General features: G+C 42.4%; 16 protein-coding genes. 1 reads left to right on the top strand and 15 read right to left on the bottom strand.

The annotated features are described in order from the left end of the window. Positions 1–33 precede the first annotated feature (33 nt). The 7 genes from EV207_RS13835 to EV207_RS13805 form a co-directional block, all read right to left on the bottom strand. On the bottom strand, positions 34–381 hold the full coding sequence (locus tag EV207_RS13835; protein WP_132746750.1) for an ArsR/SmtB family transcription factor: 348 nt from the start codon (positions 379–381) through the stop codon (positions 34–36). Between the two features lies 1 nt (position 382). Further along, on the bottom strand, positions 383–814 hold the full coding sequence (locus EV207_RS13830; protein ID WP_132746749.1) for an SRPBCC domain-containing protein: 432 nt from the start codon (positions 812–814) through the stop codon (positions 383–385). A 209-nt stretch (positions 815–1,023) separates the two neighbouring features. Further along, positions 1,024–1,617: a YdeI/OmpD-associated family protein gene (locus EV207_RS13825; protein ID WP_132746748.1), complete on the bottom strand. Its 594-nt coding sequence runs from the start codon at positions 1,615–1,617 to the stop codon at positions 1,024–1,026. Between the two features lie 415 nt (positions 1,618–2,032). Next, positions 2,033–2,269: a hypothetical protein gene (locus tag EV207_RS13820; RefSeq protein ID WP_132746747.1), complete on the bottom strand. Its 237-nt coding sequence runs from the start codon at positions 2,267–2,269 to the stop codon at positions 2,033–2,035. Positions 2,270–2,396: 127 nt separating this feature from the next. Next, the gene (locus EV207_RS13815) at positions 2,397–2,708 is read right to left on the bottom strand and encodes a hypothetical protein (RefSeq protein ID WP_132746746.1); all 312 of its coding nucleotides are present in this window, start codon (positions 2,706–2,708) and stop codon (positions 2,397–2,399) included. Continuing rightward, complete coding sequence (locus tag EV207_RS13810) at positions 2,695–2,907, bottom strand: hypothetical protein (protein WP_132746745.1); 213 nt, start codon at positions 2,905–2,907, stop codon at positions 2,695–2,697. The genes EV207_RS13815 and EV207_RS13810 overlap by 14 nt, the downstream gene beginning before the upstream one ends. A gap of 236 nt (positions 2,908–3,143) precedes the next feature. Beyond that, the gene (locus EV207_RS13805) at positions 3,144–3,863 is read right to left on the bottom strand and encodes a GntR family transcriptional regulator (RefSeq protein WP_243647077.1); all 720 of its coding nucleotides are present in this window, start codon (positions 3,861–3,863) and stop codon (positions 3,144–3,146) included. A 130-nt stretch (positions 3,864–3,993) separates the two neighbouring features. Between EV207_RS13805 and EV207_RS13795 the strand changes: the two genes are divergently transcribed. Then, positions 3,994–5,304, top strand: coding sequence for an SLC13 family permease (locus EV207_RS13795; protein WP_341539805.1), 1,311 nt, complete (start codon positions 3,994–3,996; stop codon positions 5,302–5,304). Between the two features lie 106 nt (positions 5,305–5,410). On the opposite strand, the gene EV207_RS13790 is transcribed toward EV207_RS13795, so the two are convergent. From EV207_RS13790 to EV207_RS13755, 8 genes are all read right to left on the bottom strand, one after another. After that, complete coding sequence (locus EV207_RS13790) at positions 5,411–5,830, bottom strand: VOC family protein (protein ID WP_132746742.1); 420 nt, start codon at positions 5,828–5,830, stop codon at positions 5,411–5,413. 28 nt (positions 5,831–5,858) lie between these two features. After that, the gene (locus tag EV207_RS13785) at positions 5,859–6,236 is read right to left on the bottom strand and encodes a VOC family protein (RefSeq protein WP_132746741.1); all 378 of its coding nucleotides are present in this window, start codon (positions 6,234–6,236) and stop codon (positions 5,859–5,861) included. Between the two features lie 315 nt (positions 6,237–6,551). After that, on the bottom strand, positions 6,552–7,391 hold the full coding sequence (locus EV207_RS13780) for a MurR/RpiR family transcriptional regulator (protein WP_132746740.1): 840 nt from the start codon (positions 7,389–7,391) through the stop codon (positions 6,552–6,554). Then, positions 7,372–8,340 carry an ROK family protein gene (locus EV207_RS13775; RefSeq protein WP_132746739.1) on the bottom strand — a complete coding sequence of 323 codons (969 nt, stop codon included), beginning with the start codon at positions 8,338–8,340 and terminating at the stop codon, positions 7,372–7,374. Before EV207_RS13775 ends, EV207_RS13780 begins: the two co-directional genes overlap by 20 nt. Position 8,341: 1 nt before the next feature. Then, complete coding sequence (locus EV207_RS13770) at positions 8,342–10,030, bottom strand: FAD-binding protein (RefSeq protein WP_132746738.1); 1,689 nt, start codon at positions 10,028–10,030, stop codon at positions 8,342–8,344. A 16-nt stretch (positions 10,031–10,046) separates the two neighbouring features. Next, the gene (locus tag EV207_RS13765; protein WP_132746737.1) at positions 10,047–11,543 is read right to left on the bottom strand and encodes a sodium:solute symporter family protein; all 1,497 of its coding nucleotides are present in this window, start codon (positions 11,541–11,543) and stop codon (positions 10,047–10,049) included. Between the two features lie 22 nt (positions 11,544–11,565). Continuing rightward, on the bottom strand, positions 11,566–12,438 hold the full coding sequence (locus EV207_RS13760; RefSeq protein WP_243647075.1) for an N-acetylneuraminate lyase: 873 nt from the start codon (positions 12,436–12,438) through the stop codon (positions 11,566–11,568). Between the two features lie 9 nt (positions 12,439–12,447). Then, positions 12,448–13,137 carry an N-acetylmannosamine-6-phosphate 2-epimerase gene (locus EV207_RS13755; RefSeq protein ID WP_132746735.1) on the bottom strand — a complete coding sequence of 230 codons (690 nt, stop codon included), beginning with the start codon at positions 13,135–13,137 and terminating at the stop codon, positions 12,448–12,450. Positions 13,138–13,664: the final 527 nt, after the last annotated feature.

The raw sequence follows: 13,664 nt of genomic DNA, 5'->3' as shown, positions 1-13,664 counted from the left end.
TATATGTTCCTGAAAAACCATTTTTAAAATGCGTCAGGTCAAATCGGTTTTGTTGTTTGCTTCCGCTTTACGCTTAATCCACCCTAATCGTTTGTCCCAATCCGCTGCCAGATTCGCCATCCACTCTGCTGCTTCAGATAATTGATCTGGACATACCTTATATCGCACTTCCCGTCCGACACGGTTGGATGCAACAAGTCCTGCCCCATTGAGAACGGTTAGGTGTTTGACAACAGCTTGACGAGATACTGTCACCGTCGTCGCTAATGTCGTCGCTGTAGCTTGTCCCCTTGCGGCAATGAGGTTAAGCAACTGACGGCGAGTGGGGTCTGCTAAGGCAATCAAAACCTTTTCGAGATTGTTTTCATCTGTAGACAACATGTCACTTCTCAGCACGCTTCCGCAATGCTTCCAGTTGTTGGCCCCATCCCTTGACATTTCCTTGAAAGAACTTTCCTTGTTCATCCTCTGATACGGAGAGGCTGGCAAAGCCACTTTCAACGACACGAAGCCAAGTTCCCCCATCCTTTGCCGTCAACGTAAACTCAACTAGTGTAGAGTTCCCTTTTCTTGGTTCTTCTCCAGGAAATGAACTTGCCCATCTGCATGCAAGATAGTTCGGCGGGTCCATTTTTTCAATTAAAACCGGGAACGTACCATACTTTGTGTCTGCCACTATGCGTGATCCATCGACTTGTACTTTGTCGGGACCCGGCTTATCGCCAACCCACCATGCCGGCTCGCTAATCAACTCCCATACCGTTTGAAGAGAAGCTTCAATGAATATTTCCCTTTCGATTCGATCATTAGCCATTTCTGTTCCTCCTTGATTTTATATGTGCAACCAAAGTGTAGCACATGGCTTGTAACATGTGCAACTTAGGTGTTGCACATGTTTTTTCCAAATGACACGATATCAAAAATAGCATTAAAGAAGGGAAATTCAACCTAAAAAAAGCCGAATTCCTGTATGCTAAGGAACCGACTTTTTAGATTGGATTGTTCAACTAAAGCTACCCGCTTCTAATCATTTAATCCCTTTCCACCCAGAATTTTCTCCATATATTTTTCAACCCTTGACTCTCGAGTTTTGGATTGTTTGGCTTTAGAAAAATAAAGAATGTATGCTCTTTGTCGCCCCGGCGTCAATGCTTCAAAAGCAGTTTTCAAGGCAGGGATTTCATCGAATTTATTTTGAAGTTCTTCAGGAATTGTGAATTCTGTATTCTTTTTAAAATTCACTTCCAAACCGGCTTTTTCAACTTCGATGGCTTCATAAATATAGGCTTTCAAGATGGTTTCCATTTCAACTATTTCTTGAACATTTGTGAACCGAATCTGACGCGCCGCCTGTACATTCTCCGTTTGTTGGATTAGAATCCCATGGGCATCCTTTAACAAGGCACCTTTGTGAAACAGAAGCGCACAATATTCTTTAAATCCATGTATTAACACTATATTTTTATTCTCAAACGTATAACAAGGATGCATCCACTTAAATTCTTCAGTCAGCTCACAGTCGAGAACGATACTTCTCAACTTCTCATATTCTTCCTTCCACTTTTTGGATTTACTTAAAAATTCATCAACCTTAGGATTCAATCTACTGTTTGTCATCAAGGAACACCTCTTTTCAATTTTTCGATCAGCTGACAGTCAAGAAAGATCATTCTCAGTTTCTCCAATTCATCAACCTTGAATCATTTACGTCTTGTTGGGTCAGATTGGACTCATGCAAAAACGATAAATAAAGAGAGGATCACTCCCCTCTTTATTTGGCTTTTATACATATCATTGCAATATATGACATCATGCCATCTTTTTGGCATATAGCTGATTGCGTATTTTGCAGCATCAACTTTTGAAATGACGTCATGTTCTTTAAGTGTAATGAAACTGGAAGTAAAGTATAATGGTCCTAAAAGATTTAAGCAGTATTTAAAAAGAGGAGATTACCCCCCTCTTTTTAAATACTGCCAATCAGACAATCGAAAGGAATTAGGCATTATAATGTTATGCTATTACCCAACCCTTATACCACAGATTTCCGTCTTAAATATTCTCTTTCCATACCTAATTCCCTATTAATTAATAATCCCATTTTCTCCGAGTCTGCCTTCGTAACAACTTGATCATCCTCTGACCATTCGACACTATAAACAAAATAATAATCATTTATTAATCTTAAGGTAACAACCGAATGTGGGAAAGTATCAAATCTCGCTTTTATCCCACGCCGCCATGTATACCCCCAGTCTAATAATTGCAATGACTCCCACCAACCGTTAATTTTTAGGACAAAGTAAAATGGCCCTTTTCTATTTTAGAATAAAAGTTGATTTTAATTATCCTTTTTGATAATTTGGATCATATTACCACTCCATTGTTCGCGCTGGCTACCCCTGCAAGGAATATCTGCGCTTTGCTTTGATCATTTGATTTATGGCATTTTTCCCGGCAAGAGTTGTTTCAATAGAAAAACTCTTTTCTTTATTAATACATTCATAAATCATTTTTACTGATTCTTTACCAGCTGCAAAATGTTTTTTTTCCGGTTCCCTAGGTTCTAACCTACGAGCAATAGCATCTGGATCAACATTTATCTCAATCCCCAATTTATCCACTAAAAGGTTACGTAATGTACTTTTTCCACTCCCATTGTTACCAGCAAAAACATACATCATTGGTGGGAGATCATCGTAATTCATTCTTTTCCTCAGTAATCTTATTATCGATTTTTACAATTTTCCCATCAGGATATTCTTTAACGAGTCCTTTTTTTGTTTCATAAACAATATATGTGTTATTAGCCTTGGCATCAATTTTTGCCCGTTCACCAGTCATCTTCACCCATTTATCAGCCCAAGCAAATTTTCTCTTTTGAGATTCTTTATGATTTTCTAACACATAAAACACCGCCTTTCCCCTACATCTTAAATTATATCAACTTAAAACTGTGTTTACTCGTTTTACATGGAATCAATAATAAACGGCGGGTCACCTTCCTTCCGGTTAGAGTTGCTTAACTCTCCAAAGTACACCAGATGTTGATACTGCCATATTCGTTCATTGGCGAAAACAAATTCGTCAGAGTTTGTGGCATATGCGACTGACTTAACCGCGTAGGATGGAGGCATGAATCTTTATAAAACTTTAAGGATCTCATTTCGAGCTCGTTTTCGATGAGATTGCATAGATACCTGAGCGGCTTCACCGTCATTTGCACGCATGCAGGCTATTATTGCCTGATGTTCAACGATAGAACGAAAAGGCAGCGGCCGCTTATTTATTGTAAATAGACGAGCTCGAAATAATTGATCAGCGTGTACTTCGATAACATTCGATAATCTTTTATTATCGGCGTAATTTATAATTTTGAAATGAAACAAGTCATCGAGTCTAGCCCATTCAGTTAGATTATTTTCCTTTATCGCCTGTTCTTGGCAATCAATTAAGCTGTCCAGTTCATTTAATTCTTGTTCACCAATTTTATCAGTTGCCAATTTTGCAGCTAAGCCCTCTAACTCCTCTACCACTTCGTATGTTTCACGCAGATCCTCTTTCTCAATGGGTTCGACAATAAAGCCTTTTCGAGGTATAAGCCTTACAACCCCTTCTGTTTGCAGGCGAACTAATGCTTCCCTTACTGGCGTACGACTCATTTCCAGAACATCTGCTATTTCCCGTTCAAGAATCGTTTTTCCCGGCATTAGCTTTAAATCTCTAATCGCTAATCGCAATATATGGTAAGCACGCTGCGGAAGTTTGGTATCCTTTACGTTATTCATGATGTGCTCTAATTCTTCTTGAACTTTTTGAATATCAATTGATGTTTCTGTGCTCTTAGCGTTTTGTTCTTTCACTTTTAACCACTCCGACGTTTATATCTTGATATTAATTATAAATTTATTACAAGTAATTAGGAAGGAGCAGTTATAAAAAAAGGGGGATCCCCCTTTTTAAACACCCGCGTACATTTTTGATATATGAGATATGATTGAATCGGTAACTTCTTTCGTGGAATTTTCACCCCCGATGTCAGCGGTTAATATTCCATCTTTTGTAGTAGCTCGAACAGCTTCATTTATCATCCTTGCTTCCTTAGGCAATCCCAAATGGTTTGTTTGTCGGTCCTTTAATGTTCCTTTGTGTTGCTTTGTTGGTTCACCCAGAGGGAATGACAAGAGAGGCTATATTAATGGTATGATTGTTTTGGGATTTATGGTTGCTACTGGATTTTTATCCATGTGGATTTCAAACACTGCTACGACAATGATGATGGTTCCGATTTGCTTAGCTGTTACTAAACATGTGGCTGAATCATTTGAAAACAGTGCAACGATCGATACCTCTCCGGGAAAATTTCCTTTTGGAACTGCCTTAATGCTCGGAACCGCTTATTCAGCAACTATAGGTGGATTCGGTACTCTAATCGGTGCCCCAGCCAATACAATTTTAGCTGCAACAGTTAATAATTTGTACGGCATAGAGATATCATTTGCAAGATGGATGCTTTTTGGCGTGCCCATGGTTGTCTTACTTATCCCGATGGTCTGGTTTTACCTTGTTAAGATCGCCTATCCGATGGAGGTAAAAAATATACCTGGAGGTAGCGGAGTTATTAAAAAAGAACTTCAGGAACTCGGGAAGATGAGTTATGAAGAAAAAATTGTGCTAACCGTATTTACTCTGACAGCAATTGCGTGGATCACGCGAAGCTTGGTGCTTGAAAAATTCATTCCGGGAATTGATGATACCATTATTGCTTTACTTGGCGCTTTTGCTTTATTTTTGATACCGGCTAAAAATAAAAAAGGCAAAATTTTAGACTGGGATACTGTGTTAAAACTCCCATGGGGAATTTTATGGCTTTTTGGCGGAGGACTAGCTCTTGCCGCGGGAATCACGGGTTCGGGCTTGGATAAATGGATAGGGAGTCAGCTTGTTAACTTCAGCGATGTCCCATTTTTTATCACAATAGCACTAATCGTTGCTGTTATCACCTTACTAACGGAGTTTACATCAAATACTGCGACATCAACGATGGTTTATCCAATTGTTGCCGCGGGTGCCGCTGCCTTGGGGACTGATCCAATTATGCTCATGGTAGCTGCGTGTATGGGTGCAACATTCGCATTTATGTTCCCCGTTGCTGCCCCGCCAAACGCTATTGTATTTGCTACAGGGTATGTAAAAATGGGCAAAATGGCACAGACTGGGGTATGGTTAAACTTATGCGGAATTATCTTTTCCGTCATTATTGTTTACTTTTTTGTTCCCCTTATCTTTGGCGGATTGATGTAGCAGACAATTCAATTAACATTTATTGAAGAGAATCCATTTTGATAGGAGAGTGATTAAAATGGATTCTCTTCTTGTATCTGCAAATTGCTTTATCACGGCTTAAGGCCTATTCCTCCGTCTCCCAAGCAGGATTCCAGGCGACTTCCCACAAATGGCCGTCTGGGTCTTGGAAATGGCCGGAGTAACCGCTCCAAAAGGTATCATGCGCTGGATCGGGGATCGTTGCACCCGCCTTTTTTGCTTGATTCATCACTTGATCCACTTCTTCTTTACTGCCGACATTATGGCCAATAGTAAATTCAGCGGGATTTGGGGCAGTTTGCCCAACCTTTGTTTCATGTACAAGATCTTTGCGATTCCATATGGCAAGCTTGACACCTTCCAAGTCGAAAAAGGCAACAGCGCCATGCTCGAATTCTTTGCCAATGATGCCCTCTGTCGGCAATCCCAGTCCATCGCGGTAGAAAGCTAGCGACCTTTCCAAATCATCCACACCAAGTGTCAAAACTGTCATTCGCGGTTTCATAACATGATCATCCCTTTCAATAAATATCTCAGGCAAACAGACTGATCAGATTGCCATCGGGATCTATGACAATAGCATAGCGCTGACCCCAGAAAGCGTCCCAAGGTTCACGATGACTAGTATACCCGTGGCCAATAATCTTTTCATAGAGCTTATTTAGGGCCTCATCGCTTTCACATAAAAAGGCTAACTCAATTCGATGTCCTGACGGTTCTTCCCAGCCTCCATAGATTTCTTTTGCCATCTCTTGTTTATCAAAGGCAAGCCGGACGCCATCTTGATTCACTTCAACATGCGGCTCTTCATTCATCTTTTCGGGAATGTCGAACCCAAGAACACGATAAAATTCTAATGACGCTTTCATATCCATAACAACTATACCGACCATATCTAACTTAACCTTCATGTGTTTCACCCCTTTTTTTCGCTTTAGCACCTATTATCGCCTATTTACCCTAGTTTTGATTGTAAAAAACGGACAAATTCTATCATTTTGTCAGGAATAAAGGGATCATCCTATAATTAGCAGGGGGTGCACACCCAACAGAGTTGGACTCAAATGACCTTTTGAATAACCGAATAACAGAATCACAGTCCCATACACTCATAAAATATAGCATTTTGTCACAGATAGCGGAACGACAGTCCGATAAAAGTCTTAATCATATAACTTGATAGAAAAAACCTGATCCCCAAAGATCGGGCCCGGCTTTTCCGTTCCTCAATACAATTTTTCTGCTATATTCTCGCTGATCTTCATTTTCGTTTCCTCGGCTTTATGGTAATTCTTAATAGTCAAACCGGTGCAAATCAGATCAATCAAAAATAACTGGGCGATTTTAGATACAAGCGAGCCGCTGTCGAGAGGGCTCTCTTTTGCTGACGACAAAAGGATGTGGTCAGCATATTTGGTCAAAGGTGACTTGATGTAATTCGTCAAGGCGATAACCGTCGCTCCGTTATCTTTCGCTATTTTTGTGGAATCGACGATATCCTTCGTGCTCCCAGTGATACTAATCGCGACAACGACAGAATCCTTGGTCATGGATGTCGCTCGCATCGCCTGGAAATGGGGATCAGTGGTAACTTCCGTCTGTTTGCCGATTCGCATCAGCCTGTTTTGCATGTCGAGGGCAGCAATCCCGGAAGAACCGACGCCGAAGAGGACAACATCACGGGACGCGTCCAACACCTGAACGATTTGCTCTAAAGTTTCTTCGTTCACCGACTCATAGGAATGATCAATAGCCCGCGTCATGTTATTCCGGATTTTCTCCATATAAGTGCCATGACTTTCCTGAACGGACGCCATCGTCTGTTCTTGGGCAAACAAGAATTTAAAATCTTGGAACCCCTTAAAGCCAAGCTTTCTAAAGAAGCGGAGGACGGTTGCCTCTGCCGCACCGCTTGCTTCGGATAACTCTGTCAGCGAGTGATACAGCACATCCTCGGGATTTTCCATAATATAATGGTAGATTTTGTTTTCGGACTTCGTGAAATTCTGTTTATACTGCTCCATTAAAATGGAAGGCTTTGTTCCTTTAAGTTGGGCTTCTCCCATTTTTTTCACCCTTTTTGCAAGTTTTATGATCTATCTCCATTATACAATGATATTCTCTTTTTAAATAGTGCCAGACAGCGCCGAGCAGATTTGCCCCGTTCGCCTTCTCGGCGAGTTTGACTTCAAGTGATCGGCGATGATTCGGCATCACTTTCTCCTCCAACCGGGTTTGGATCGAAGCCCGCAGCCATTCCCCTTGTGCGGAAATGCCGCCGCCAATTACAATCAATGACGGATTAAAAATATGCACGAGCGTTTGCATGCCTGTTGTTAAATCATCGAGCCAATGATCAAAAACCTCGATGGCTTTAAGATCACCCTCACGTACCAGAGTAAAAAAGTCTGGCAGAGCGATCGGTCTCGCAAACGCCGCTTCCGCCAAATCGGCTAATGCCTTACTTGATGCATATTGCTCGTAGCAGCCCTTGCTTCCACATGTGCATGGCACACCTTGCGGATATAAGATTATATGGCCAAGTTCACCTGCTGAAAAATTGGCGCCGGTATAAAGTTCGCCATCCAAAAACAGCGCACCGCCGATTCCTGTGCCAATCGTGACACACAAAAAATCATCATAGCGGCTGGCTGCACCCATCCATGCTTCACCAAGCGCCGTACAATTCACATCGTTTTCCACACTGACAGGCAAGCCTGTCGCTTCACGGACCATGTCAGCGATAGCCATCCCGGTGAACCCTGGTATATTATCAGTAGCATGAACGACCTCGCCATGAACATTATCAATTTGTCCGGCAGAGCTGATCGCAATCCCTTCAAGCTGCCAGGATGCCCTTATTTCTGCGCAGCAGGCAATCACCCGCTTGATCACATGTTCTCCGCCAAGGGCGGCCTCCGTTGGCATAGATGCATGAGCGATAATCTTACCCTCACTATTAACAACACCATATTTGATCGCCGTTCCGCCAATATCCACTGCGCCTATTAGCATGTCACTGTCCTCCTTGATCAAAGGTCAACACCGCCTCGCCTTTTCCAGCCATGGAAATAAAGAGGCGTTTATTGTAGGAAGGATTGAGATCAGGGTAATCTTCCCTGTAATGTGCGCCGCGGCTTTCTTTCCTTTCCAGCATGGCGGAAAGCAGGATTTGCGCCAGAGTGATAAAGTTCTTCGCTTTAAACGCCGTTTTCCTTGATGATGCCGTCTTAGCCGCTTGAGGGAATGAAAACCCTGATGCCAATGTCTCTACCTCTTTGATTGCCCGAAGCAAGCCCTCTTCAGTCCTAATGATATTGGCATCATACCACATGATCTCCCTAATCCTCTCAATCACTCCGCCTGCTGACATGCCGGCGTGATTGTCCGATCCCGTTTTATACCTTGCGAAAATGCTTTGCAATTGGGCTTCGGCTTCCGAACCGCCGATTTGCTGCAAGCTTTTATCTTGCATATAGCTCGCACAATCCTCTGCCGCCCGTTTGCCGAACACCATGCATGCCCCGGTTGAATTTCCGCCGAGCCGGTTTGCCCCTTCAACGTTGCATGACAGCTCGCCAATCGCATACAGGCCATCAACGTCAGTTTTGCCGTTTTCATCAATCACCACACCGCCATTCGCCGCATGGGCAAATGGGGCAATCCGAATGTCATCCTTAACCATATTGATGCCTTTTTCTTTTAACCAATCCAAGTAAACGGTATAAAATTCTTCCTTGTTTTCATAGAGTTTTTTGTTATAAAGCAGTTTAAAACCCTTTTCATACTTCGTCTCCAAAATAGCCTTCATCATGGCAATATCAAAATATCTGGAGTCAAATGAATCAGTAAACGGTCCATGCGTGCTCCGGATCTCAAGGCACTCTTTTTTGGACAGACCCAGCGGCAATAAGGGATCCAGCAAGCTTTCCCCATTATCAGCGACCATATCATCACAGTACATTAAGGTGTGCTCCCCAAATAGCGTCTTGTACTTCGGCGCGACAACACCTGGTATAAATTGGATAAATTCTATATTCACAAGCTTTGCCCCTGCCTCAAGGGCAAGCAAATGCCCGGAACCATCCACGTCGGCAGGATAGAGATTATGCTTATAGATATTGGAAAACCCGCCTGATGCCAAGATAACGGCATGGCAGCTGACCAAGACATAGTCGTTGTTGTCGTCTAATAAAATAGCCCCGGCAATTTTGCCTTGCCTTTTGATTAATGAAACCGCGATCGTCTTTTCCATTAACGTGATATTGTCATAGTCGCTGAAAATCTGATTGGCGTTCTGGCGCATAGCATCCCAATCACTTAATAAATATATATTCCTGGCATGGCCGGCAAAACAGGCTTTCCGTTCCCCGTCAAGCTTTTTGGCATTGACCCCAATCTTTTCATATTCTTTAACTTGTTCTGGAATCTCATCCACGTAAGTTTTGGCAAGCTTCGGTTCCGCCATGCCGCAGCTCATCTCTTCAATATCATCCAAAAACAACGCTTTGTCTTCTTCACTTTTGGTCACCTGTGTACCCAAAGAAGCCTTCAGGGGATAGAAACTTGCCCCTGAAGCCAGCTCTGTTTTGGTAATCATTAAGATTTGTTTCTCTTTATCAGCTAATTCCTTGGCCGCTTTCATTCCGGCAAGACCGGCTCCGACGACCAATACATCTGTCTTTATCATTCGTTTAATAGTCATCTTCATCACACCAATTTCATTGTGCTTGTTTGTGATCATAATATGTTAGATGATTGTCTTCAGCTTTGCTCTTCTCTTGAAAAATGAGGCTGAACAGATAGCCGAATACTAACGAAGAAACAAGGTTAATCAGAGAATAGGCCCAAAGTGTCGTATCAGTAAAGTAGGAAACATAGATGGCGATGATCGTTGTTACGATAAATCCGGTCAAGGCGCCTTTGGCATTCGCTTTCTTGGTCATAACGCCAAGTGTGAAGGTCCCGCCAATAATACCAAGCACGAGCCCCATCAAACCGTTAAACCATTGATAAGCTGAACCAACATCGGAATAAGCGAGCACAATCGCAAACAGGATTGAGAATATGCCAACAACAAGCGTCACAATCTTGGCAATTCGCGTCCCTGCTTCATCAGACATGTCAGGTTTCATAACTTTCTGAATGTCCAGTGTCCAGCTTGTCGCCACACTGTTTAAACCGGTCGATAATGTCGATTGCCCTGCGGCAAACAACCCGGCAATCAATAGACCTGAAATACCTGCCGGCAGCTGACCGACAATGTAGTTCGCAAAAATCAAATCGGGTTTCCCTGTTGGCATCTCGCCGCCCATTTGTTTGTAAAAGACATATAATGCCGTTCCGATGAAAAAGAACATCGTTGCCGTACCTAGGGATAATACGCCATTCAAGATCGTCATTTTGTTCATTTGCTTCAAATCAGTAGTCGTTAAATAACGCTGCACCATATCCTGGCTGGAAATATACGAGAAAGCTGTTGATAAACCAGCACCAAGGAAGATGATGAACAAGCTGCTATGCAATAAGTTCGGATCAAAAACAACGGTGTCACTAAAAAATTTATGATCCTGTACGCCTGTTTGGATAATTTCAGGAATACCGCCTTTGACAGACACAATAAGAACGATAAGAGCGAAGACACCGCCGCCGATCAAGACGACGCCTTGGATAAAGTCTGTCCAAAGCACGGATTTGATCCCGCCAAAGGATGAATAAATAGTGGCGATAATACCCATGAATAGGATAATCAAAACTACATTGATTCCAGTCACGGCAGAAAGAGCGATAGCCGGGAGATACATGATGATCGACATCCGGCCAATCTGATAGACAATGAACAGGATGCTCGCAATAATCCTTAGGCTTTTGCCAAACCGCCTTTCCAAATACTCGTAAGCGGTATCAAGATTGAGATTGCGATAAACCGGCAAGAAGAAATAAATAGCAATGGGTACAGAGATAAAGAGACCGAGCTGTGCCACCCACAGTTCCCACGTTCCAGCATATGAACCTCCTGCCAGAGACAGGAAGGAGATAGGGCTCAAGAGTGTCGCAAACAGACTGACAGAAGTGACCCACCATGGTATGGATCCGTCCCCTTTAAAGAATTCCTTTCCTTTCATTTCCTTCTTGGCTACGGCTATGCCAATATATAGGATGAACAGAAGATAGGCAAACAAGATAATATAATCTATAACTTGAAAATGTCCCGTCATTTTAATTCCCTCCCTTGATTAATTACAGATACTTTTTCGCGATGTCATGCGCACGCGCCTTTTTAGCTTCTGTTAACGGTTTCATCGGCTTTCTGCAAACGCCGGCATCGACGCCTTCGTGCTTTAGGATTTCCTTAATCGTTGGATACAGCCCGTTATCAAGGATAGCTGCGATCAAATCATTTGTTTCTTTTTGGACAGCCCTTGCTTCCTCGACAGCTCCGGCTTGTGCCAATTCGAAAATTTTCCTGGCTCGTACACCATTAACATTGAATGTGCTGCCAATTGCGCCATCAACATTTAAGACACTTGCCGACAATAGCATTTCATCAAATCCTGAATAAAGCAGTTTGTCAGGATAAGCATGCCGCAGACGCTCCAAGAGGAAAAAGTCCGGTGCGGTAAATTTCACGCCGATAATTTTTTCATTTTCAAAAAGCTCTCCAAATTGTTCGAGGTTCATGCTGACTCCAGTCAAGGCTGGAATCGAATAAACGATCATTTGATTATCAACGTTGGCCATGATGGTATTGTAATAATCTTTAATTTCATCAAAATCAAACTTGTAATAGAATGGCGTCACAGCGGACAGAGCATCATATTTTAAATCAGTTGTAAATTTAGCCAGATCGACGGCTTCATCAATGTTCAATGAACCGACTTGGGCGATTAAAGTGACATCGTCCCCCGCCTCATCTTTTACAATCTCAAAAATCCGCTTCTTATCTTCTGTGGAAATCAGGAAGTTCTCCCCGGTGCTTCCGTTTACGTATAATCCATCGACTTTCTGGACGTCGATATTGTTGCGGACCATCTCACGAAGACCTTTTTCATTAATTTTTCCCTCTTCATCAAATGAACACATTAATGCTGTAAAAATACCCTTCACTTTCATCACCCTTTTTTAATTAATTTGGTTTATCTTTTGAATTTCATTTACAAATTTTTCTGTGATGCTTTTTGGCCTTGTGATGGCGCTGCCGACGACCACGGCATGGGCACCGAGTTCCAATGCCTTTTTTGCTTTTTCCGGAGTATCAAAGTTTCCCTCGGCGATAATAGGGATGGTGATATGCTCGGCCATTTTTTCCAGCAACGCGAGCGGAACCGCCCCTTCCGAGTATGGCGTATAGCCTGCCAAAGTCGGCGCTACAATATCCACGCCGATTTTTTCGGCTTCGATGGCTTCTTCTAATGTTGCTGTATCTGCCATGAACAATTGCTTTGGATATTTCTCGCGGATCTCAGCGAAAAATTCAGCAAATGTCTTACCATCAGGACGTTCTTGTTTGGTCCCGTCCAATGCGATGACATCTACTCCCTCTTCATACAACGCATCAATTTCATTCATTGTCGCCGTAATGAAAACATTGCTGCCGGCGTAGTCCTTTTTTATGATGCCGATGATTGGGAGCTGCACCTCCTGTTTGATCACCTTAATATCCTCGACCGTATTCGCCCGAATCCCCGATGCACCGCCGAGTTTGGCTGCAAGCGCCATCTTCCCCATAATGAAGGAGCTATGCAACGGTTCGTCAGCCAAAGCCTGACAAGAAACAATGAGTTTCTTGTGAACCCTTTCAAGAAAATTCATAGTTGTCACCTTGCTTCCCAAAAATCATGTAAACCGCTTTCAAACTTTCTAACACGACTATAACACTAAAGATAATAAACTGTCAATTTTATTTTAACTTTTGACAGTTTAATATCATGTTCAATTTGGATTTATGAGTTATTAGAATGTTCCGATATAAAGGATACGAATACTCTTAATTCACCAATTCATTATAGGACTATAGGACTCAGATTCCGTTATTTGCAAAAAATTAACTCAAATGACCTATTGAATGACCGGATAACGGAACCACTGCTGCTAGAATAAAAAGTGGACACCCCTTTAACGGAAAGGAGGAAAGAGTATAATGTCAATAACAACTGATTAACTGATAAAGAAAACTTGCCGATTGGCAAGCCTTTGGCGAAGTCAGAGGCGTAGTTGCACTTATGTGCGTCAGAAAGTTATACTCCCGGATTATTCATAGGACTAACCGAAGAAGCAATTTGGATGAAAATTGGCAAACGCCTTCATTTATTTCGGAATTTGAAGGTGTTTTTCTAGCT

This window comes from Scopulibacillus darangshiensis (assembly GCF_004341035.1).
Taxonomy (GTDB): domain Bacteria; phylum Bacillota; class Bacilli; order Bacillales; family Sporolactobacillaceae; genus Scopulibacillus; species Scopulibacillus darangshiensis.
This window is presented reverse-complemented; position numbering and strand designations above follow the sequence as displayed.